The 21,354-nt window shown below is 41.3% G+C and carries 19 protein-coding genes; 7 read left to right on the top strand and 12 right to left on the bottom strand.

Translation table 11 applies throughout. The annotated features are described in order from the left end of the window. Positions 1-8 precede the first annotated feature (8 nt). Together V7083_RS08960 and V7083_RS08955 are read left to right on the top strand one after the other, a co-directional pair. Positions 9-851, top strand: coding sequence for an aldo/keto reductase (locus V7083_RS08960; RefSeq protein WP_438823708.1), 843 nt, complete (start codon positions 9-11; stop codon positions 849-851). A gap of 244 nt (positions 852-1,095) precedes the next feature. After that, positions 1,096-2,349: a GGDEF domain-containing protein gene (locus V7083_RS08955; protein ID WP_335477171.1), complete on the top strand. Its 1,254-nt coding sequence runs from the start codon at positions 1,096-1,098 to the stop codon at positions 2,347-2,349. 101 nt (positions 2,350-2,450) lie between these two features. Here the strand turns inward: V7083_RS08955 and V7083_RS08950 are convergent, their stop codons facing one another. The 3 genes from V7083_RS08950 to V7083_RS08940 all read right to left on the bottom strand — a co-directional run bounded on the left by V7083_RS08950 (position 2,451) and on the right by V7083_RS08940 (position 5,256). Next, the gene (locus tag V7083_RS08950) at positions 2,451-3,044 is read right to left on the bottom strand and encodes a biotin transporter BioY (RefSeq protein WP_335477170.1); all 594 of its coding nucleotides are present in this window, start codon (positions 3,042-3,044) and stop codon (positions 2,451-2,453) included. Positions 3,045-3,187: 143 nt separating this feature from the next. Continuing rightward, positions 3,188-4,102 carry a pseudouridine-5'-phosphate glycosidase gene (locus V7083_RS08945; protein ID WP_335477169.1) on the bottom strand — a complete coding sequence of 305 codons (915 nt, stop codon included), beginning with the start codon at positions 4,100-4,102 and terminating at the stop codon, positions 3,188-3,190. Further along, positions 4,099-5,256 carry a carbohydrate kinase gene (locus V7083_RS08940; RefSeq protein ID WP_335477199.1) on the bottom strand — a complete coding sequence of 386 codons (1,158 nt, stop codon included), beginning with the start codon at positions 5,254-5,256 and terminating at the stop codon, positions 4,099-4,101. Before V7083_RS08940 ends, V7083_RS08945 begins: the two co-directional genes overlap by 4 nt. A 253-nt stretch (positions 5,257-5,509) precedes the next feature. On the opposite strand from V7083_RS08940, the gene V7083_RS08935 reads away from it, so the two are divergent. Next, entirely contained in the window at positions 5,510-6,031 is a 522-nt protein-coding gene (locus V7083_RS08935; RefSeq protein ID WP_335477168.1) for a DinB family protein, read from the top strand. A gap of 173 nt (positions 6,032-6,204) precedes the next feature. Here the strand turns inward: V7083_RS08935 and V7083_RS08930 are convergent, their stop codons facing one another. The 4 genes from V7083_RS08930 to V7083_RS08915 form a co-directional block, all read right to left on the bottom strand. After that, positions 6,205-6,930 (bottom strand): LutC/YkgG family protein, encoded by a 726-nt coding sequence (locus V7083_RS08930; protein WP_335477198.1) that lies wholly within the window; start codon positions 6,928-6,930, stop codon positions 6,205-6,207. 8 nt (positions 6,931-6,938) lie between these two features. After that, a complete protein-coding gene (locus tag V7083_RS08925) occupies positions 6,939-8,366 on the bottom strand; it encodes a LutB/LldF family L-lactate oxidation iron-sulfur protein (protein ID WP_335477167.1) in 1,428 nt (475 codons plus the stop codon). A gap of 24 nt (positions 8,367-8,390) precedes the next feature. Then, the gene (locus tag V7083_RS08920; protein WP_335477166.1) at positions 8,391-9,107 is read right to left on the bottom strand and encodes a (Fe-S)-binding protein; all 717 of its coding nucleotides are present in this window, start codon (positions 9,105-9,107) and stop codon (positions 8,391-8,393) included. 195 nt (positions 9,108-9,302) lie between these two features. Further along, positions 9,303-10,037 carry a FadR/GntR family transcriptional regulator gene (locus tag V7083_RS08915; RefSeq protein ID WP_335477165.1) on the bottom strand — a complete coding sequence of 245 codons (735 nt, stop codon included), beginning with the start codon at positions 10,035-10,037 and terminating at the stop codon, positions 9,303-9,305. A gap of 331 nt (positions 10,038-10,368) precedes the next feature. Between V7083_RS08915 and V7083_RS08910 the strand changes: the two genes are divergently transcribed. From V7083_RS08910 to V7083_RS08895, 4 genes are all read left to right on the top strand, one after another. Next, positions 10,369-12,081, top strand: coding sequence for an L-lactate permease (locus tag V7083_RS08910; RefSeq protein ID WP_335477164.1), 1,713 nt, complete (start codon positions 10,369-10,371; stop codon positions 12,079-12,081). A gap of 177 nt (positions 12,082-12,258) precedes the next feature. After that, a complete protein-coding gene (gene glcD, locus V7083_RS08905; RefSeq protein ID WP_335477163.1) occupies positions 12,259-13,671 on the top strand; it encodes a glycolate oxidase subunit GlcD in 1,413 nt (470 codons plus the stop codon). Continuing rightward, a complete protein-coding gene (locus tag V7083_RS08900) occupies positions 13,668-14,996 on the top strand; it encodes a (Fe-S)-binding protein (RefSeq protein WP_335477162.1) in 1,329 nt (442 codons plus the stop codon). The genes glcD and V7083_RS08900 overlap by 4 nt, the downstream gene beginning before the upstream one ends. A gap of 270 nt (positions 14,997-15,266) precedes the next feature. Next, positions 15,267-15,803, top strand: a complete 537-nt coding sequence (locus V7083_RS08895; RefSeq protein ID WP_335477161.1) for a ribonuclease H-like YkuK family protein — start codon at positions 15,267-15,269, stop codon at positions 15,801-15,803. Positions 15,804-15,954: 151 nt separating this feature from the next. Here the strand turns inward: V7083_RS08895 and V7083_RS08890 are convergent, their stop codons facing one another. The 5 genes from V7083_RS08890 to V7083_RS08870 all read right to left on the bottom strand — a co-directional run bounded on the left by V7083_RS08890 (position 15,955) and on the right by V7083_RS08870 (position 21,325). Then, positions 15,955-17,433 carry a PAS domain-containing sensor histidine kinase gene (locus V7083_RS08890; RefSeq protein ID WP_335477160.1) on the bottom strand — a complete coding sequence of 493 codons (1,479 nt, stop codon included), beginning with the start codon at positions 17,431-17,433 and terminating at the stop codon, positions 15,955-15,957. 264 nt (positions 17,434-17,697) lie between these two features. After that, positions 17,698-18,654: a siderophore ABC transporter substrate-binding protein gene (locus V7083_RS08885; protein ID WP_335477159.1), complete on the bottom strand. Its 957-nt coding sequence runs from the start codon at positions 18,652-18,654 to the stop codon at positions 17,698-17,700. 19 nt (positions 18,655-18,673) lie between these two features. After that, positions 18,674-19,435: an iron ABC transporter ATP-binding protein gene (locus V7083_RS08880; RefSeq protein ID WP_335477158.1), complete on the bottom strand. Its 762-nt coding sequence runs from the start codon at positions 19,433-19,435 to the stop codon at positions 18,674-18,676. Further along, entirely contained in the window at positions 19,432-20,382 is a 951-nt protein-coding gene (locus V7083_RS08875; RefSeq protein WP_335477157.1) for an iron chelate uptake ABC transporter family permease subunit, read from the bottom strand. Before V7083_RS08875 ends, V7083_RS08880 begins: the two co-directional genes overlap by 4 nt. Continuing rightward, positions 20,375-21,325 carry an ABC transporter permease gene (locus tag V7083_RS08870; RefSeq protein ID WP_335477156.1) on the bottom strand — a complete coding sequence of 317 codons (951 nt, stop codon included), beginning with the start codon at positions 21,323-21,325 and terminating at the stop codon, positions 20,375-20,377. Before V7083_RS08870 ends, V7083_RS08875 begins: the two co-directional genes overlap by 8 nt. Positions 21,326-21,354: the final 29 nt, after the last annotated feature.

Here is a 21,354-nt window from a genome sequence, read left to right as displayed (position 1 = left end):
TAGGAGGTATGAACGTGTCTAAAACACTCACGGACATGGTCCCGTTATCTAATGGTATCCAAATGCCCCAGCACGGGTTTGGTGTTTATAAAATTACAGAAATGAAGGAACTGGAGAGAGCAGTGCATAAAGCATTGGAGGTTGGCTATCGCTCTTTTGACACAGCTCAAATGTATCAAAACGAAGGCTTGCTTGGCGAAATTTTACATCAAAGTTCTTTTGCACGTAAAGATCTATTTATCACGACAAAAATTAATAACGGAAATCAAGGCTATGACCAAACGCTGTTTACTTTTGAACAATCGCTGGCAGATCTGCAGCTTAGTCAGCTCGACCTATTGCTTGTTCACTGGCCTAGTGAAAAGCATTTTTTTGGGACATGGCGTGCTTTTGAACAGCTATATGAGGAAAAAATGGTCAGGGCTATTGGCGTATGTAATTTTCAAATGCACCATCTCGAAAAATTAAAAACAAAAGCAAACATGATGCCGATGGTGAATCAAATTGAAGTTCACCCTTATTTAATTCAAACGGAACTAAGAGAATATTTGCATGAAAACCAGATTGCAGTAGAGGCATGGAGGCCGCTTGCCCGTGGCAAGATCTTGAACGAACCTATTCTGGAAGAATTGTCTCAGAGATATAACAAAACTCCTGCACAAATTGTACTGCGCTGGCATTTACAACAAGATTCCATCTTTATCCCTAAATCAAGCACACCTGCTAGAATCGAAGAAAACACAAATATTTACGACTTCGAACTCACCATGGAAGAAATGAACAAAATCTCAAGTCTCAATAAAAACCTGAGGACAGGTCCAGACCCTGACAAAGTGTACCCTACTATTTAAAAAAATGGGTGCCTATCACCATCCGTGGACAAATGTCCACAAGTGGTGACAGGCACCCACTCCTAGTTTTTACCATAACCTCTAATTAAGAGGGTAAATATTCCCAATGTTCCATACTTTATATAATTGAAAACAAAAAATAGTACGTTATCTGATAATTTTTAGGTAAAATATAGTTATTCTACTAAAAATTATTATATAAGGAAGAATCATATTCGCAGGACTTTAAAGGGGGGCTTTAGCTATGATGCTGAAGGCCAGACTCTACGACGGTTCATTATTTATGACTGCCTTGGTGATCGCTTTTAGTTCATCCCATTTGTTGGTAAACAACTCTACATATATGAAGGTACTAGCCATCTTCTTATTTTTCTCTTGTTTGTATTTTCATCTGCGGGTCTTTTATAAAAACGGAAGTACCAATATTGAATATGGAATCAGTTACAATCTAGCCATCGTCCTATTTACGGGACCTTTGGGATTGTTTATTTTTGAATTTATCTACCGATTTTTGGTTTATTTTTATAGAAAAGCAACGAAGACGGCAGATCCAAGTGAACTATCTGATACCTTTTATAATATTGGCTGTCATGTAATCACCAATATTTTCGCTTATTTTTTATTTCACCAATTTCATGGTGTTGTTCAATCTTTCCCTTTTGGTTTTTGGATATTAATATTCTTATTGGTTTGTTTCTCTTCTTACCTTTCTGGTTTTTTCTTGGTAATTGTCTTTCGATTAGCAGGGGAACCTCACTCGTTTAAGGAAGCTATTGATTTTATTTTTAGGGGTATCAGCTTTCTTGATTATGGGAAAGTAGCCGTTTCCAATGGAATGTTGTTACTATTTTTACAGTCAAAGCAATGGGAAATGTTAATAAGTCTATTTATCTTAAACTATATTGTCAGCCGTTCCTTTTACTCCAAATCACAAAGCATTCAGGATAAGCTGGAACGGGATCAATTTGAGCAAATGGCCTATACAGACTTTTTAACAGGTGTATATAATCGTACTTTTATGGATAAAAAAATGACGGAGCTCAATGAATCAGGAGAAAGTTTAGCAATAGTTGTAGCTGATATCGATAACTTTAAAAGCATTAATGACAATTACAATCATGCCGTTGGCGATAAAGTCATTCAGCACTTTGCAGCTACTCTTAAAAACTACTTATGGAAGGACGACTTTCTCTTTAGAAGCGGGGGGGAGGAATTTACACTCTGCCTTCGTAAGAAAACATTTGACCATTCCACAAATCTAATCAAATCTATTATAAAAGAATTAGATAGTACCGCCGTTGAAGCCGAATACAACGGGGAACTAATTTCAATCAAATACACAGCATCCTTTGGCCTTTACTACTACCAAGTAAACAGCCAATTCCCAGTAGAAAGAGCCTACATTCAGGCTGACGAACTCTTATACCAATCGAAACAACGCGGCAAAAACTGCCTTTCCGCCCAAAACGGGCTTCATAACCAAAAAGAAGTGGTATAACCTTTTGAGGTTGTAACCACTTCTTTTTGGTGCATAAGGGTGACAGGCACCACAAAAACACATTTGTCCGCGTACGGCGGACGAATGTTTCGGTGTCTCTATTAAGATACCCTTTTTAAGTTTTTAAATTGTCCTTTGGATAGGACAGTTTTTTCTAACCGATGGCTAAGGATTCCTGCAAGAACGGTAAGGATTATGTCTTTTGGCAGAGGTGGGACCATCCATAGCCAGGCGAGTTTGTAGGAGAAGCCTTCTGGTGCTGCTGCCCAGAATTTGTATCCGTAGTACATCCAGTTTGTTCCGAAAAGGTAGTTGATAGTAATCCCGATAAGTGCAGCAGTGATGAATGCAGTAAGACTTTTTTTCTTTTCAACGATCTTCCCAACAACGTAGGCCGCAATGATAAACGAAAGTATAAATCCAAATGTTGGCTCTATTATCATCATTGGACCTGATTTTAAATTCGCAAATACTGGTACTCCTACCAGTCCGACAAACATATAGACGATCATGGCAATAGATCCTAGGCGGCTTCCCAGTATCAATCCTGCTAAAATCGCAAAAAAGGTTTGTAAGGTAATCGGCACTCCACCGACCTGCAAAAATGGAGCTATCGTAGAAATATTAGCGCCAATTCCCATTAAAGCCACAAACATTCCCACTAGCGTTATATCCAGTGCAGTTAATTTTTTCATGATAAATCCCCCATCTATAAAAAATTCTATAGATTTAAAATAAATGGTTTATCAGATATATGTCAACTTATTTTTAAAATTAGTTAACAAAAAACTTCATAAAAATAAAACCCAGGCTCATACACCTGGGTTTTCTCCACTATTTATTTCAAAGAATTTAAGCTCACTGCAAGCTTTGCTCCAACTACTGCGTTATTTTTTACAAGAGCAATATTAGATTCTAAGCTCTTTCCGCCTGTTAGTTCTTTTACTTTTGCTAACATGAATGGGGTAACTTCTTTACCGGAGATCTTTTTCTCTTTTGCTTCCTTTAAGGCTGATTCAATGACGTTATTAATCGTTTCCTCATCCATGGCATATTCTTCAGGGATTGGATTAGTAATCACGGCTCCACCTTTAAGATTTAAGTCCCACTTTGTTTTTAATGTAGAAGCGATTGTTTCCACATCATCTGCACGCACGTTAAGTTGGAACTCGCTGGTACGTGTATAGAAGGCTGGAAGGACATCTGTTTGATAGCCGATTACCGGAACACCCTTTGTCTCAAGATATTCCATTGTTAGCCCTAAATCAAGAATTGATTTAGCTCCAGCGCAGATAACGGCTACATTGGTTTGTGCTAATTCTTCTAAATCAGCTGAAATATCCATCGTAGTTTCAGCACCACGGTGTACACCGCCAATGCCTCCGGTAACAAAGATCTTGATTCCTGCTAATTCAGCACAGATCATTGTTGCTGCAACTGTTGTTGCCCCCATCTTTTTCGTAGCAAGTAGATACGCTAGATCACGGCGAGATGCCTTGGCCACATCTGTGCTTTTCCCGAACATTTCAAGTTCTTCATCGGACAGACCGATTTTAATCTTTCCATCTACAAGTGCAATTGTTGCTGGAACAGCACCATTGTCCCGGATGATTTGTTCTACTTCACGAGCAGTCTGAACATTTTGAGGGTAAGGCATTCCGTGTGAAATGATAGTCGATTCAAGGGCAACAACCGGCTTCCCTTGCTCCATTGCCGTACGTACTTCTTCTGAAAAAGTTAAATATTGTTTCATGATAATTCCTCCATGTCTTTTAGTAGTTGTGTTGCTGTAAGATCCTGACGAACAGTGTAAGCAGATTGCAGTGTTTTTGATGCATTGACTGCTCCTGCTTTAGCTATATCTTGCAAACTTTTCCCATCCAGCCATGAAAAAATAACTGCAGATGAGAAGGCGTCGCCTGCCCCAGTTACATCAACGATTTCTTGCGTTGGAACAGCCGGGATACGGAATATTCCTTCTTCGTTATTGCCAATCATTGCGCCATTTTTTCCATTTGTGATAATTACGTTTTGGACTCCGCGAGAAAGCCAGCTTTTTATGGCCTGCTGCCAGTCCTGATCTGTTTCAATTTTAATATTAAAATATGTTTCCGATTCATCCCGGTTGGTAATCATCCAGTCCACCCCAGTTAAATCGTCAGGCAACCGGTTCATTTTAGGGGATGAAACGGGAATCAATACTAATGGTCTTTCATGTTTATTCGCAAATTGAGTTAGGAATTGAAGCGTTTCTTTTGGACAATTTAAGTCAGCAACCATACATCTGGCACGACTTAAGAGAGCTTCCTGTTTTAGAAGTTGCTCCGGCTTGATTTCTTCATACACTTCCATGTCCGCCAACGCGATAATCAATTCTCCGTCCCTGTCAAGGACAGCTGTGTAGGAACCTGTTGCCATCCCTGGTATTTTGGATACCTGATCAAGATTCATATAAAGCGCCGACGTTTCCTCAATAAATGCCCAATCGCTGTCGGTACCACAGGCAGTTAACAATGTTACATCCAATCCCAGACGTCCAAGATTTTCAGCTATGTTTCTGGCAACCCCACCAACACTCTTACTAGATTCGATCGGGTTAGAGGTCCCGAGCTGTGCTTTATCTTTCACTTGAAGCTTCCTGTCCAGATTTGCCCCGCCGATGCAAACAATTTGTTGGGAATCATTTAGGATATAAGCTCGACCGAGAATATGTCCTTTCTTGATAAGTCCAGAAATAATATTAGCGACAGAAGGACGCGATAGTCCAACCGTCTCCGCTAGCTCTTGTTGAGAAATATAAGGATCCTTTTGAATGAATTCAAAAATCAATTGCTCCTTCTCCGTCATTCTCTCTGACCCTGACAAAACATCACCCCCTGCAATTGGTGAAAAACAGATTCTAAACATTTGTTTATCTTTCAAACTTATGTTTAAATTGTACTCCTGTCTCTTCACTTAGTCAACCCTATTCACACTATTAACCTAAACAAAATTGTAACATCCCATTCACTGTCCACAGGTGGAGGACAAATGTCCACGAATGGTGCCTGTCACCATATTCAAGAAATAGTGTTCTAGCATAAAAGGAATATTCCTTATTTTCACGAATATAAAGATTATGGTATGTGAATCACGTTTGTTTGCTGAAGGAGGAGTTAGGATGGTTGAAAAGGAGTTATTAGTTAGAAGTTTGGCGGAGGTTAGGGAGCAGCTATTGGGTGAGCTAGAGGGTCTTGGGTTTGAAGCAGTGAATGCAAAACCTAGTAAAGATGAATGGGGTGTTGCTCAGGTTTGTCATCATCTTTATTTAGCAGAGAGAGCTTTTACTCAAGGTATTCTGTATGGACTTAATAAAGCAGATGGTCAAAAAGTTGAAGCAAAACCGATTCAGGCATTAACGGACCGGTCTATGAAAAAGCAGGCACCCCCAATAGTTATACCTAGTGAAGATCCTATGGAAATCCCACAAATTCTACAGCTATTGTCAGAAGCGCGGACTGAGCTGTTGCAGGTTCTCAACACACTTAAAGACGACTCATTGTTAGAAACAAAATCAGCGAAACACCCCGTTGTTGGCTATGTTCCCATTTACCAATGGGTAGAAAGCATATACCTTCATGAACTGCGTCATATTGATCAGATAAAAGAAATCAAGGTACTCATCCATAGTAAAAAGATATAAGAATTTAGATTCTTCCTTGGCTCATTAGGCTTAATCTTTTCTGCAAATAGGAGTACGTCCTCCTTGAAAAAAAGACTACTATGTAATATAAAAGACCTACCATTCTTTAGTCTTTGGAATTGGTAGGTCTTTTCATCTTTATAGCTAAGGAACATATCTCTAATCAAAACACTCTACAAATCACTAATAACGATATAGCTTGCCTTGATCGGACCATGAACGCCGACTACCAGATTTAGTTCGATGTCAGCGGAATTGCTTGGGCCCGTGATAAAGTTGACACAGGAAGCAATGGACCCTGTTTGTCGATAAGTTTCCCGCATTTTCACCGCAGCTTGAGTGATGCGCGGGACAAGAGTGCTTTTTGGAATTAGCATAATCGATGTGGCCGGCAAGAAACTGACTGTTCTGCCTTTGTCTTTATTAGAGAAGAGCACAACCGTTCCGGACTCAGCAAGTGTGATTTCACTGATGGTGATGCCGACATTGGCCCGCTCCGCACATCTGACATTCTCTTCCCCCAAAGTGTAATCCCATTCAAACACATCGATACCTTGTGATGGCCACTCCTTCTTCAGCAAAGCATCAAGCCCCCATTCGGAGAAACGAGAATCCTTCCAAGTGACAACAGGGCCTCCACCGTAACCTTCAACAACTTCATTTAAAACAGAAGATAAACCATCCTGATTCGTTTCATATAAGGTCGTGTGGATTTTTTTGCACTGGACCCTCATAATTTCCAAAAGTTCGTCCTGACTGACTCCCTTGAAAACCTCATGTTGAGGCTGGAATTTCCAACTTGGCAGAGGAATCGGCTCAGTCATGCGGGGCCGGTTAAGACTCCCGGCAATTTTATTTAAAAATTTATCTCGATTTAGGATATTTCCGCTCGTACTCATACTCATCCCTATTTCCCTTCCTTTTCGCGGTTTTTGAACCAATCTCGGAATCTTTCCTTATTTGGTGCCGGGAAATCGCGAATGTCCGTCCAGGCTTTCAGCGGGCCTGGTCCCTTAGAGATTTTGTCCCCGTCCGTAAATGGATTCATTGCTGCAGAAGCCATTTTTGATCCCATTTTATAAAGGACCGGTGATGCTGCTCCAAGCCCAAAGGCCTTCATTAACAATTTTTCCGAAAAAGGTGCTTTGCCTTCACGCTCTACAATCACTTGACGATGTTTGTGCAGCAAATTATGGAGCGGAATCTTCACCGGGCATACTTCCGTACAGGCACCGCATAGAGTCGAAGCATATGGGAGCTCCTTATAGTCATCATAGCCGCCAAGAAGCGGCGTAAGTACAGCACCCACTGGCCCTGGATATATCGAACCGTAGGAATGTCCGCCAATGTGCCGATAAACTGGACACACATTGATGCAGGCACCGCAGCGAATACATTGCAAGATGGACTGGAACTCGCTGCCAAGAATATCGGATCGCCCGTTATCAACGATGACAAGGTGAAATTCCTCCGGGCCATCGACATCCCATTCTTCACGTGGGCCCGTCAATACCGTAATATAGCTGGTCAGCTTTTGCCCTACTGCGCTACGTGTCAGCAAGCTGACCAGCACTTCCATTTCCTCAAAAGTCGGAACAAGTCGTTCCATCCCCATCACGGTTATCTGTGTTTTAGGCAGCGCTGTTACAAGATCCGCATTACCTTCATTCGTCACTAGAGCAAACGAACCTGTTTCAGCCACGGCAAAGTTACAACCAGTGATTCCAAGGTCCGCAGAAAGAAACTTCTCCCTGAGAGTGACGCGCGCATGGTAAGCTAGTTCTTCCGGTTTTGTTGTTTTCGTATAGCCAATTTTTTCCGCAAATACTTCACGAATCTGCTCTTTATTTTTATGTAATGCTGGAACGACAATATGTGAAGGCGGATCATGATCATCGAGCTGGAGAATGTATTCGCCAAGATCCGTCTCAACGACATCACAGCCCTCCTCCTCAAGCATTGTATTCAAGCTGATTTCCTCAGTCACCATCGATTTAGCCTTAACAATTTTTTTTGCGTTCTTACGTTGAACTACCCCACGGATATATTCGTTGGCCTCCTCCTTCGTCTGTGCAAAAAAGACATGGCCTCCACGTTTAGAAATATTATCACTTAATTGTTCTAGATAATAATCCAAGTGTTCCAGGACATGTTGTCGGATTTCTTCACCATGATTGCGCCAGTCCTCCCAGTTGCTCAGTTCATCGGTAGTGACCATCCGTCTTTTCACACCCATTCCATCTTGTGCACCGGCCACTGCCCCACGCATAAATTCATCCTGGATCCCCTGATCGACACGATCATGAAATTTTTCCCTGCTCGTTTTCATCGACATTTGGCTTTCCCCCATATATGAAAATTAACGGCTATTTAACACTTCCGCGATATGCATCACCTTGATAGGCTTACCAAGCCGTTCCATTCGTCCACCGATATTCATCAAGCAGGCAGCATCGGCACCAATCAGAACTTCCGCACCGGTTTCTTCAATATGCCGAACCTTTTCATCCACCATTTGCTCGGAAATAGCAACATTCTTCACAGAAAAAGTCCCGCCAAAGCCGCAGCACTGTTCTTTTCCCGGTAATTCCGAAAATTTTAAGCCCTTAACATTATTTAATAGAATCATAGGTGGTTCCTTCACGCCAAGAAGCCTTGTCATGTGGCAAGAGGTATGATAAGTGACGGTACCTTCAAACTTTGCCCCAACATCCTCTATTCCTAACACCTCTACGATAAATTGGGTTAATTCATATGTTTTATCCGCCAATTTTTGAGCTCTTGGCTGCCAAAGGGGATCCCCTGTGAAAATATGTGGATACTCATGGAACATGAAGGCGCAGGAACCGGACGGAGAAACAATGTATTCGGCATGCTCAAATGTTTCAATCATCCGCTTCATCGCCTCTTTTGTTTCTTTCACATAACCGCTGTTATAGGAAGGCTGGCCGCAGCAAATTTGCGATTCTGGGAAATCAATTTCACATCCGAGCTTTTCCAACAGCTCTACAGTCGCTTTTCCTGCGTTGCTCCGGAACATATCAACAATACATGTTGCAAACAGTGTAACCTTCATTCTTTGCTCCCCCTCATGATCAGTACTAATTTATAAACTAGTAAACAGGTCATCAGATGACCTAATGATTATAATATTCTATATCTTACAACAAAAACCACCTACATTGAAAGGGGTTACACAAAAAACACCTTAAAAAACTTATTTAACGTTAAAAAAGACCTTCCCCTCATCCTTGACAGGGAAGATCTTTGGTCAAAATTTACTTTTGTCAGAATTAGGCAGATGATTTTTTTCCAAAATCTCCTCCACATTTTCAAGGTGAACCACCATTAAATTCCTTGCTGCCTCTTCATCTTGGTTTTTCACGGCATTATAGATGGCTACATGTTCCTGGTATAACTGCTCAGTGGTAGCCTGTTTCGAAAACAGCCAAAGCCTGCGTGTTTCCCTCATTGATTCAGCCATTAATTCTGACACATTTTGCATTAATGTCATTAATAAATGGTTTTGTGCTGCTTCTGCAAGGATCATATGGAACTCTAAATCTGCCTTCTCTCCGAGTTCCTCATCCCCTATTGACTTATACATCGCTTGAAGGGCAGCCTCCATTCTCAGAAGGTGCTGTTCCGTCCTCCGTTTTGCTGCAGCTACTACGGTACCGGTCTCAAGAATCATCCGAACCTCGAGCAATTGGACGATTTCATGCTTATTCATTAAGATTGCATTAGATACCGGAAGCGAAAGCAAGTTGTTTTCAAATTCTCTTACATAGGTTCCTTCACCCTGCCTCATTTCAACAAGCCCCATCGCACGTAACGAGGTCAAGGCCTCACGTATGGCGGAACGTCCAACCTGGAAATTTTCAGCGAGTTGCTGGACAGAATCCAGTTTATCGCCCGGATTCAGCTGGCCCGAGCGGATCATTTCATAAATCGCATCAGCGACTTCTTCATAAATTTTTTTAGGTTTTATTTTTTTATATTCCATGGTGTTTGCGGGCCCTTTCTAACAAATAGTCCGTAATAATCCAATTTTATTATACCTTTTTTTGAAAAAGATTGATCAACTTCGCTTTCTATTTTTGGAAAATAAACAATCGCAGATAAATTAAATAAATTTTTTAAATATTTGTATTGCATTTTTCATATTGCTCCAATTATAATTTTTTCTATCACCAAGTTCAGGTCATCAGATGACCTTATCATCATCTGTAAGCGTTTACTACAATAAAAGGGGGATAAACAGCTTTTTGTAACAATTTGTTGGGGGACAAATTGTAAAACAAACTAACACAGTTCATTCAAGGGGGAAATTTTCTATGACATTTATACAAGATTTTACTGCCGTTGGAGGCAGTCTTTGGCCTAGTGCCACAGTGGCACTAATACCGATTCTCTACTTTTTCTGGGCGCTCGCCATCAAAAAAATGAAAGGCTATATCGCCGGACTCACTACTCTGGCGCTTGCCATCATCCTTGCTATTTTTGCATATAAAGTTCCTGCCGGCATGGCTCTCATGTCTGCATCACAGGGGGCTCTATATGGCATTCTGCCGATAGGTTGGATCATCGTAACCTCAGTATTCCTTTACAAAATCACAGTCAAATCAGGTCAATTCGATATTATTCGTCATTCCGTATTATCCATTACAGAAGACCGTCGTTTACAAGCATTATTAGTCGCATTCTCATTTGGTGCCTTTCTTGAAGGAGCTGCAGGATTTGGCGCACCAGTTGCCATTTCAGCTGCATTATTAGTAGGATTGGGCTTCAATCCACTTTATGCTGCTGGGCTTTGCCTAATCGCCAACACCGCGCCTGTTGCGTTCGGAGCCATTGGTGCACCGGTCATTGCCATGGAAGGACCAACAGGGATTCCAGCCGTTGAGGTTTCTAAAATGATTGGACGACAGCTGCCGTTTTTATCTTTCTTTATTCCATTTTATCTCGTCTTCATTATGGCTGGTTGGAAAAAAACCAAGGAAGTTATGCCAGCCATTCTTGTATCAGGCATTTCATTTGCTGTTACTCAATATTTATCCTCTAACTTCTTGGGACCTGAACTGCCGGATATTTTATCATCTTTAGTATCATTAATTACCCTTGCCATATTCTTGAATTTCTGGAAGCCTAAAACGATATTCAGATTTTCTGCCGAGCTGGAGCTTGCCGCAACCTCCACAGCAGCGGTTAAACTGCCGAATACCAAGAAATCTGAGGCTGTCCATTATACAGGCGGTCAGATTTTTAAAGCCTGGTCACCATTTATCCTATTAACAGCGACGATCACCTTATGGGGGATTCCAGCTATAAAACTGGCTTTAGGTGGCCACTACGTAGGCACGAACGGCATTCTGAAAGCAGTGAATGCAGTCGGTCATGCCGTCACCTTTATGCCAGAAGTCCCATTAGTCCATAACAAAGTACTCTCTAAAGCTGGTGCCATCCCCATTCAGGCTTTTTATAAAATTGAACTGCTCGCCGCAGCAGGTACCGCGATTTTAATCGCCGCCATTATCACAAAATTTATAGTGGGCATTTCTTGGAAAAGTTGGATGGCAACCTTCGGCGAAACAGTGAACGAAGTCAAGTTCCCTTTGATTACAATCGCTTCTGTTGTCGGATTTGCCTATGTCATCAACCTTGCTGGCATGAGTACGACTCTTGCTCTGACACTTGCCAAAACTGGTTCCGTATTTTTCCCATTCTTCTCTCCTTTCCTTGGGTGGCTCGGTGTATTCGTAACGGGTTCGGATACTTCTGCAAACGTTTTATTCGGAAACCTGCAGAAGATTACGGCAGAATCCATCGGCATGAATCCAGTTCTTGCCCTTGCTGCTAACTCTTCAGGGGGAGTAACCGGAAAAATGATTTCTCCCCAGTCGATTGCCGTCGCCTGTGCCGCCGTAGGTCTCGTAGGCAAAGAATCAGAGCTGTTCCGCTTTACGATTAAACACAGTATCTTCCTGGTTGTAATCATTGGTATACTCGTCTGGCTGCAAAACTCAGTCCTGAGCTTTATGGTCCCGTAAATAACCGTTTTTACAGAGTAAGGCTCATCCTGTTTAGGAATGAGCCTTACTGAGGTCAGTAGTGTTTTTTGATTATAAGAAATACTTGCTTTGCCCATTTATTATTTAGTTTTTAAACAACCTGAACGGTCATTGTATTTTTAAAAAATAGTTCACAACATGAATGGAGGAATCCAAATGCTTTCTAATATCGTAAAAAGCAAGCTCATATCGATTGTCTCGCAGGAAAATTTTCAAGACTCGCAGGTCGATAGACTGGTATATTCCTATGATTCCACACCCGACATGCAGTCTATGCCGGATGCGATCATTAGCCCGCGTAACACAAGGGAAATTTCAGAAGTAGTTAAGGTTTGCAACGAACATAAAATCCCGATTGTCCCACGCGGATCTGGAACGAATCTATGCGGCGGAACCTGCCCGGTTGAAGGCGGGATCGTTCTGATTTTTAAACATATGAATCAAATCCTTGAATTAGATGAAGAGAATTTAACCATCACGGTACAGCCGGGGGTTTTAACCCTTGATATCATAAATGCTGTCGAGGCGAAAGGTCTCTTCTATCCACCAGATCCAGGCTCCATGAAAATTTCAACGATTGGTGGAAATATCAATGAAAACTCAGGCGGCCTGCGCGGTCTCAAATATGGGGTAACCCGCGATTATGTCATCGGCCTTGAAGTTGTTATGCCTAATGGCGACATTGTCCGTACCGGCGGCAAACTGGCCAAAGATGTTGCTGGCTATGACCTGACACGACTGATGGTTGGTTCCGAAGGCACCCTTGGGATCCTTACAGAAGCCACACTCAAGTTGGTCCCATTACCAGAATCAAAAAAAACCTTGCTCGCTCTCTATCATGATCTGGAGGCGGCAGCAAGAACCGTCTCGAAAATCATTGCAAATAAAATCATTCCTGCCACTCTTGAATTTCTTGACCAATCCACATTGAAAGTGGTAGAAGATTATGCCAAAATCGGCCTTCCGGTTAATGCACAGGCAGTCCTTCTTATTGAACAAGATGGACCGCCCGAGGTAGCTCATCGCGACATTGAAAAAATAACGGAAATCTGTAAGCAGGAAGGGGCATTTTCTGTTCAAATTGCTAAAACAGCTGAGGAAGCAACAGCCCTGACAACCGCACGACGTTGGGCTTTATCTGCCCTTGCCCGTTTGAAGCCGACAACCATTCTAGAAGACGCCACCGTTCCAAGGTCGGAGATTGCCAACATGGTTAGGGCCATTGGTGAAATTGCTGAAAAATATAATGTTCATATCTGTACATTCGGCCATGCCGGCGATGGTAATCTCCACCCAACCTGTCCAACAGATGCAAGAAATCATGAGGAAATTGAGCGGGTGCATAAGGCATTTGCGGAAATTTTTGAAAAAGCAGTAGAACTTGGCGGTACGATTACTGGTGAACATGGCGTCGGTATTGCCAAAGCTCCTTATCTCGAACTGAAGCTTGGCAAAGAAGGCATTGCAGTGATGAAGGCGATCAAGCAGGCGCTAGACCCGAATAACATCATGAATCCCGGAAAAATGTTTGCCAAAGACGACAGACCAAAGTTGGTGATTGGAAAATGACGACAGCAAAGGAGCGTGAGGTCATCCAAGAACAGTTCCAGGCAAGAATGAATGAGGATGAACTTCTCAATTGTATGCGCTGCGGTTTTTGTCTCCCTGCATGCCCAACCTATAAAATGTCAGGCTACAAAGAATCGCATACCCCTCGCGGCCGAATTGCCATGATGAAGGCAGTTGTCGACGGTCTGATTGAACCGGATGAGGATTTCGAACGGTCTCTAGAGCTATGTCTCGGTTGCCTTGCCTGTGAATCGGTCTGTCCTTCCGGTGTGAAATACGGTCAATTACTTGAGGATGCCCGGGATATCGTCGCCCAAAACAAGAAATATTCCCTGCCTGTACGTATGGTTCGTAAAACAGTATTTGACGGGCTATTTCCACATCCTAACCGGATGAAAAATATGACAGGATTGCTCGGATTTTACCAACGTTCCGGTCTGCAATCCATCGCACGGAAAATTGGCTTCCTTGGACTAATCCCTGAACATTTAGCCTTGATGGAAAAAGTTCTCCCAGAATTGCCTTCAAGGAGTGAATTGAGAAATCGGCCGGAACACTTGGAGCCTGTGGGTATGAAAACTCATCGTGTCGCTTTTTTTAGTGGATGCCTGATGGATTCATTGTTTTTAAAAACAAACGATGCAACAATGAAATTGTTGCAGTTTGCAGGCTGTGAAATCGTCATTCCCAAAGACCAGACCTGCTGCGGTGCATTACACGGACACTATGGTGAAAAAACAAGCTCTAAGGATTTAGCGAAACGGAATATATCGGCCTTTGAAGAGCTGAACGTTGATTTTATTATCACCAATGCTGGAGGCTGCGGCGGCTTCCTTGTCGATTATGGGCATCTTTTAAAGGATGAACCTGAGTGGGTGGAACGAGCGAAGAATTTTTCCAATAAAATCAAAGATATTTCGGAAATCCTAGTGGCCGTGGACTTTCATAAAAAAGTAAAACTTGAACTAACTTCACAAATTATCACGTATCAAGATTCTTGCCACCTGCGCAACGTGATGAAAACTGAGGCAGCCCCAAGAACCCTGTTGAGGTCGATTAACGGTGCAGTGTACCAAGAAATGAATGATGCTGGTCACTGCTGCGGTTCGGCTGGTATTTATAATATTATCGAATCAGAAATGTCGATGAAAATGCTCGACTACAAGATGGAACAGGCGAAGCAAACCCAAGCAGCTACGATTGTCACCGCCAACCCGGGGTGCCTGCTGCAAATGAAGCTTGGCATTGAAAAAGAAGGCCTATCTACAAAAATGCGAGGCGTTCATATCGTCGATTTATTATTGGAAGCAGTTGTGGAAATGTAAAATTCGGAAATGATGCTGGGGGAACCCTGCATCATTTTTTTATCGTGTCTTTCACCATATTATGTTTTTGTAAAAAAGGCATAGACAGCTTTCTTTCGAAATAGGGTTTACCAATATGGTTTTTATAAAAGATTCCTTTTTTGCTTGGTTTTATGGGGGATGATTATGTACGGATTGAAGAAATAATGCACAGGAGTAAGGGTTATCCCATAAAATGGTAGTAAATAAATGGAGTCTTCTACCCTTTAGGGAAGGTTGTGATGTTGGATAATGGATATTTTAAGACAAGATGGACGATCGTTTCAAAATCTTCATGAGGTTGGGATGTCCTTTGAACAAGTTTTTAGACGGATTGTTGAATTTATGGAGAATGATTCATGTGGAAATTTTCGTTTAATGGTGGGGACCGACTCCCAGGTTCACAGAGCCCACACAACTTTTATTACCGGCATAGTAATTCAAAATATCGGAAAAGGTGTCTGGGCCTGCATTACAAAGGTAATTGTCCCTAGGAAAATGACTCAACTACACGAACGAATATCACTTGAACTATCATTGACCGAAGAAATTGTTTCCATGTTCACCGAAGAAAAAAAGAATGAACTCATTAACATTGTTCTGCCAAACGTATATCTAGGAGCTACCTTTACAATAGAAGGCCACATTGACATCGGTGCAGGCAACCGCAACAAAACAAGTGAATTTGTTAAGGAAATGGTCACCCGCATCGAATCCATGGGAGTCGAGCCAAAAATCAAACCAGACGCCTTCGTCGCCTCCAGCTATGCAAACCGCTATACAAAATAACGGTGCCAGTTGATCAGAATGTCCACCTCAGATGGACAAATTGTCGATTTTGTCCACGAGCGGTGCCTGTCACCAGTGTAGCTCGCACTGTATTTTTACCAGCCCAATGTCACTTATGTAGTCATCACCGATAACACTAAAATCCCATTTGCTATATATGTTCTAGTTCGACGCATACGGTTGTGCCCTGGCCTTTTTGGCTTTCGATTTTCATGGTGCCATTGTGTTCTTGGATGATTTTGTTGCTGACGGTCAGACCGAGGCCAATTCCTTTGTCTTTTGTTGTGTAGAAGGGAGTGCCGAGGAAATGCATGAGCTCGGTATCGATTCCGCTGCCTTCATCTTTAAAGTTTATTTGCACTCGATTATCGCTAAGTTTTTTTACGTTGATGTTAACGATACCGCCACCCGGCATTGCTTCAATGGCGTTTTTAAGAAAATTCACAAAGACTTGCTTTAATTGATGCGGACTACATAGAAGTATAATATCTTTCGCATGGAAGTTATTCATAATTTGAACATTATGCAGCAACGCTTGTGGATGTAAAATTTTAACTGTACTTTCTATTATTGAAAGAAGATTTACCTCTTCAAATTGAATGGCTTGTGGTTTTGCAAGTGACATAAATTCATTGACAATCAAATCAATGCGATCTAATTCATCGGTAATAATCGATAGATAATATTCTTGGGTTGCTCTATCACCAGAGCTTCTTAATAGTTTTGAAAAACCCTTTAATGAAGTTAGTGGATTACGAATTTCATGTGCCACACCAGCTGCTAACTGACCAATAATAGACAAACGATCCAGATTTCGAATCGCTTCATCATTTTTAATCCTCTCAGTAATATTTCTTCCAACAGAAACATAGGATTCAATTTCATTATTTTCATTAAAAATTGGAGTAATATTGTATTCTGCATATACAAGTTCTCCCGTAGTACTTCTCATTTTATGCTGAAATAGCAAAGGCTCTTCACTTTCTAATAACCGCTTAAGTTTTCTTTGAAAGGCCTTCACTCCATCTTTTTTGACAAATTCAAGGATACTCCTACCAATCTGATCTTCAGGAATAAGTCCAAAAACCTTTTGAAAGGATGGCGATACATAGACAATTTTTTGATCCTTTGAAAAAACCAGGATTAAATCTGAAGTATTATCAGTTATTAACTGATATAGCTCTTTCGTTCGCTTTAACTCTCTCTCAGTATTAAGTGAGTTAGTTATATCACGGTATATTGCGATAATTGCGATAATTTCACCTAATGAATTACGAAAAGGAGAATAAGAAACTGCAACATCAAGTTCAGTTCCATTTTTATGATATCGTTGAGTTACAATATTATGAAAAGATTTACCTCGTTTAACAGCCTCAATAGTATCAACCACTATATCTGGATTCAAAAATTCATAAAGCCGCTTTCCAATAATATCCTCCTCTGTATATCCAAAAATCTTCGTGTACATTTGGTTAACCCTGATATAGCGATCTTCCATATCCACCATACAAATTCCATCCGCTGTACTTTCCAGAAAAAGGTCAATTAACTCCTCTGAATCATATCCAACTAGCCCATTCTCACCCGTAAAAATCGGGAACCCATTCGACATCGCGATCTCCCCAAACACAAAAATATCCTCTTACTTCCATTTTACAAAACTTTTCGCCAAAAGGAAGTAATTATTTAGTAGATGAAGAAGAGAGTGACAATAGAGTGACACAATAGGGTGACAGGCACCGCCCGTGGACAAAACGCCCTATTTTGTCCGCCCCAGGTGGACATTATGCTTTTGTTCAAAGGTTCTCTATCATTTTTACTAATAAAAACACCACTAATCTCATTTGTTTTGAAGATGTAGTGGTGTTTTTATCTGAATTTTAAGCTGTTGCTTTTATAGGGCTTCTTCGATTTCTTTGACCATTGCTTTTACTGATTTTAGACCGCCGCCACTTAGGTACCAGGCTTCTGGATCTAGGTACACAATTTTGTCATTTTTATATGCTGCTGTTTTCTTCACTAGCTCATTTTCCATTGTTTTTTTTGCGCCAGCTTCTCCGCCGATGGCTACGTTACGATCTATCACAAATAAGACCTCAGGATCTTTCTCCATAATATATTCGAATGACACGCTTTGTCCGTGGGTGGACACTTCAATTTTGTCATCTGCTGCTTTAACACCAAACACGTCATGAATAACCCCAAAACGGGAACTTGGGCCATAAGCACTCATCTTTCCTTCAGCAGATAACAAGATTAGACCTTTTTGATCAAGCCCTGATGCCTTTTTATTTAATTTTTCAACGCTAGTATCGATATCCTTAAGTTCAGCAGCAACTTCATCTTCTTTTCCAAAAATCTCTCCAACCAATTTCATATTTTTCTCAAAAGAACTCATATAGTTGGCATAGTCTAGCCCAACATATACAGTTGGAGCAATTTCAGCGAATTGGTCATATAATTCGGCCTGACGTGCTGAGATAAAAATGACATCTGGTTTCAACGCATGGATCGCTTCGAAATCCGGCTCTTTCAAACTGCCGACATTCGTATACTTTTTATCTCCATACTTTTTCAAATATCCTGGAATAATAGCTTGAGGAACACCCGTGGGCTCAATGCCTAATTCATCAAAAGTATCCAAGATTCCAAAATCAAATACAACAATATTCTTCGGATTTTTCTTGATTACGGCTTCCCCATATTGATGCTTGATGGTGACTTCCTTCGTTTCTTCCGTCTTGTTCCCGCCCCCAGAATGTTCCTTACTGCTAGCTTCCTCCTTAGAACCACATGCCGCTAAGACGAGTATGATGGAAAAAATAATCCCTAGTAAACTCCATTTTCTCATTTTTATTAAATCTCCTTTTCTATGAATTAAAATAAATACATATACGACAGCTGTCCATTTCCTGAATGGGTATGTCCATATCATAAATTTCCTTTAGCGCAGCCGATTGGATAATTTCATCTGTCGGTCCTTCCTTCACCACTAGGCCATCCTTCATCGCCACGATCCAATCCGAATAAACAGAAGCAAAATTGATATCATGCAGAACGATTACAACGGTTTTTCCCAGCTCGTCGACCAGTCGACGGAGGATTTTCATGATTTGAACGGAGTGTTTCATGTCTAAGTTGTTCAAGGGCTCATCCAGCAAAATATATTCAGTATCTTGCGCGATGACCATCGCAATAAATGCTCGCTGCCGCTGTCCGCCGGATAGCTCATCTAAGTATCTGTCCTGTAGGTCGGTCAAGTGCATATAGTCGAGCGATTGATCAACCATTCGCTCGTCCGCCTCTGTTAACCGTCCTTTCGAGTAGGGAAAGCGGCCAAAGGAAACGAGCTCACGAATCGTTAGCTTCACATTCATAGAGTTGGACTGCTTCAAAATTGAAACCCGTTTGGCAAAATCATTCGACCTCATTTTTCTGGATTCGGACTGATCAATAAGAACTTCCCCAGTGTCGGCATCAAGAAGCCGGCTGATCATAGACAACACTGTTGACTTCCCAGCCCCATTAGGACCGATGAACGAAGTAATTTTACGATTTTGGATTGTCACCGAAACATCCTTCACCACTGCTTTTTTTCCATAAAATTTTGACAGGGATAGGACCTCAATCATGCCGCTTTCCTCTCCTTCAACAGTAAATAAATGAAATAAACTCCGCCGGTGAAATTGATAATCACACTAAGCGTGGTAGAAAAGGTAAAGACCCGTTCGACCACCCACTGTCCGCCAATTAAAGCGATGATGCTTATTAAAATTGCTCCACCAATCAATGTCCTATGTTTATACGTTTTGAAAAATTGATAGGACAGATTGGCCGTTATCAATCCCAAAAAGGTGATAGGCCCAACAAGCGCGGTCGAAATGGAGATGAATATCGACACAATGACGAGCATTTGTTTCACAATCGCATCATAAGGCACCCCCAAATTGATGGCGGTCTCCCTGCCAAGCGACAGGACATCCAAATATTTCATATACCGCCATGCATAAGCCATAACCAATACTGAAATCCCTAGAGACAACCAGACTAAGTCGGAATTAATGTTGTTAAAGCTAGCAAACATACGATCTTGCACGCTCTGAAATTCATTCGGGTCAATCAACACTTGAAAAAAGGTTGTGATGCTGTTGAAAAACGTTCCAACAATAATCCCAATCAGCAATAAAAAGTAAATGGGCTGATCTCCTTTTTTAAATAAAAAGCGGTAAAGCACTAAGGCAAACAAAATCATCGGCACAATCGAAATAAAAAAGTTTACTTGCTTGTTGATAATCAACATGTGACCGGAGCCTAAAAAGAAGATAATTACTGTCTGTAACAACGTATAGAGGGAGTCCAATCCCATAATGCCTGGTGTTAAAATTCGATTATGTGTGATCGTTTGAAACACAACCGTCGAATAGGCAATAACAATACCGGTAATTCCCATAGCTAGGACCTTTAATGCCCGACGAGGCAAAGCATAATCATAGCTACCGTTTAGATCATGAAAAAGGTAAATAGTACAGCACCCTATGGCGATCAGGGTAAGGGCTGCGATTTTCACAGAATTACGCATAGGCTTTCCTCCTGAAAAGAAGGTACAGGAAAATACCGCTGCCAATTACGCCAACCATGAGGCTTATTGAAATCTCGTATGGAAAAATAAATACCCTGCCTAAAATGTCGCAAACTAGTAAGAAATTCGCTCCGAGCAATGCTGTATGCGAAAGGGTTTTCTGTAAATGATCGCCTTTAAAAATCGAGATAATGTTTGGAATAATTAGCCCTAAGAAAGGAATCATTCCTACCGTTAGCACAACCGTTACTGTAATCAAAGCAACTAGAATCAGTCCGATATTCACAATCTGTCGATAGGCCAGACCGAGGTTTTTAGCGAAGTCTTCCCCCATTCCTGCAACGGTAAAGCGGTTTGCATAGAAGTATGAGATTATAAGTATCGGAATACTTATGTATAGTAGTTCATAACGGCCCTTCATTATCATCGAGAAATCACCTTGAAGCCAAGCAGACATGTTTTGAATCACATTTGCCCGGTATGCAAAAAAAGTAGTTACCGAGGATAAGATGTTTCCAAACATGAGACCAACCAGCGGAATGAAAATGGCATCCTTAAACTTAATTCGGTCTAGAATTTGCATGAACAAAATGGTTCCGGCCAAAGCAAAAATAAAAGCAACAAGCATTTTTTCAATCATTGAAGCATTCGCAAACAGCAGCATTGAAACTAATATTCCCAGTCTAGTAGCATCTAGTGTTCCAGCAGTTGTTGGCGAGACAAATTTGTTGCGGCTGAGTTGTTGCATGATTAATCCCGCAATGCTCATTCCGGCCCCTGCAAGTAAAATTGACAATAGCCTAGGAAGCCTGCTGATCAGAAAAATTTGAGTTTCATCCGAATGAATGTTCAACAGATTCTTTGGTGAAATCGAACTGACACCCACAAACAATGAGATCCCGGATAAAATGATTAGTGCACACAATAGATATCTTTTTTTCATAGCTTTCCTCTAGAATTTTTATTGATGAT

This window comes from Bacillus sp. JJ1764, assembly GCF_036962145.1.
Classification (GTDB): domain Bacteria; phylum Bacillota; class Bacilli; order Bacillales; family Cytobacillaceae; genus Neobacillus.
This window is presented reverse-complemented; position numbering and strand designations above follow the sequence as displayed.

What these genes read in the sequence shown, in the direction of transcription:
- V7083_RS08900 (WP_335477162.1), top strand. Translation starts at nt 13,668, where the DNA reads ATGACGACAGCAAAGGAGCGTGAGGTCATCCAAGAACAGTTCCAGGCA.
- V7083_RS08935 (WP_335477168.1), top strand. Translation starts at nt 5,510, where the DNA reads ATGGTTGAAAAGGAGTTATTAGTTAGAAGTTTGGCGGAGGTTAGGGAG.
- V7083_RS08955 (WP_335477171.1), top strand. Translation starts at nt 1,096, where the DNA reads ATGATGCTGAAGGCCAGACTCTACGACGGTTCATTATTTATGACTGCC.
- V7083_RS08910 (WP_335477164.1), top strand. Translation starts at nt 10,369, where the DNA reads ATGACATTTATACAAGATTTTACTGCCGTTGGAGGCAGTCTTTGGCCT.
- V7083_RS08870 (WP_335477156.1), bottom strand. Translation starts at nt 21,325, where the DNA reads ATGAAAAAAAGATATCTATTGTGTGCACTAATCATTTTATCCGGGATC.
- V7083_RS08925 (WP_335477167.1), bottom strand. Translation starts at nt 8,366, where the DNA reads ATGTCGATGAAAACGAGCAGGGAAAAATTTCATGATCGTGTCGATCAG.
- V7083_RS08945 (WP_335477169.1), bottom strand. Translation starts at nt 4,102, where the DNA reads ATGAAACAATATTTAACTTTTTCAGAAGAAGTACGTACGGCAATGGAG.
- glcD (WP_335477163.1), top strand. Translation starts at nt 12,259, where the DNA reads ATGCTTTCTAATATCGTAAAAAGCAAGCTCATATCGATTGTCTCGCAG.
- V7083_RS08930 (WP_335477198.1), bottom strand. Translation starts at nt 6,930, where the DNA reads ATGAGTACGAGCGGAAATATCCTAAATCGAGATAAATTTTTAAATAAA.
- V7083_RS08885 (WP_335477159.1), bottom strand. Translation starts at nt 18,654, where the DNA reads ATGAGAAAATGGAGTTTACTAGGGATTATTTTTTCCATCATACTCGTC.
- V7083_RS08950 (WP_335477170.1), bottom strand. Translation starts at nt 3,044, where the DNA reads ATGAAAAAATTAACTGCACTGGATATAACGCTAGTGGGAATGTTTGTG.
- V7083_RS08895 (WP_335477161.1), top strand. Translation starts at nt 15,267, where the DNA reads ATGGATATTTTAAGACAAGATGGACGATCGTTTCAAAATCTTCATGAG.
- V7083_RS08875 (WP_335477157.1), bottom strand. Translation starts at nt 20,382, where the DNA reads ATGCGTAATTCTGTGAAAATCGCAGCCCTTACCCTGATCGCCATAGGG.
- V7083_RS08960 (WP_438823708.1), top strand. Translation starts at nt 9, where the DNA reads ATGAACGTGTCTAAAACACTCACGGACATGGTCCCGTTATCTAATGGT.
- V7083_RS08940 (WP_335477199.1), bottom strand. Translation starts at nt 5,256, where the DNA reads ATGTTTAGAATCTGTTTTTCACCAATTGCAGGGGGTGATGTTTTGTCA.
- V7083_RS08880 (WP_335477158.1), bottom strand. Translation starts at nt 19,435, where the DNA reads ATGATTGAGGTCCTATCCCTGTCAAAATTTTATGGAAAAAAAGCAGTG.
- V7083_RS08915 (WP_335477165.1), bottom strand. Translation starts at nt 10,037, where the DNA reads ATGGAATATAAAAAAATAAAACCTAAAAAAATTTATGAAGAAGTCGCT.
- V7083_RS08920 (WP_335477166.1), bottom strand. Translation starts at nt 9,107, where the DNA reads ATGAAGGTTACACTGTTTGCAACATGTATTGTTGATATGTTCCGGAGC.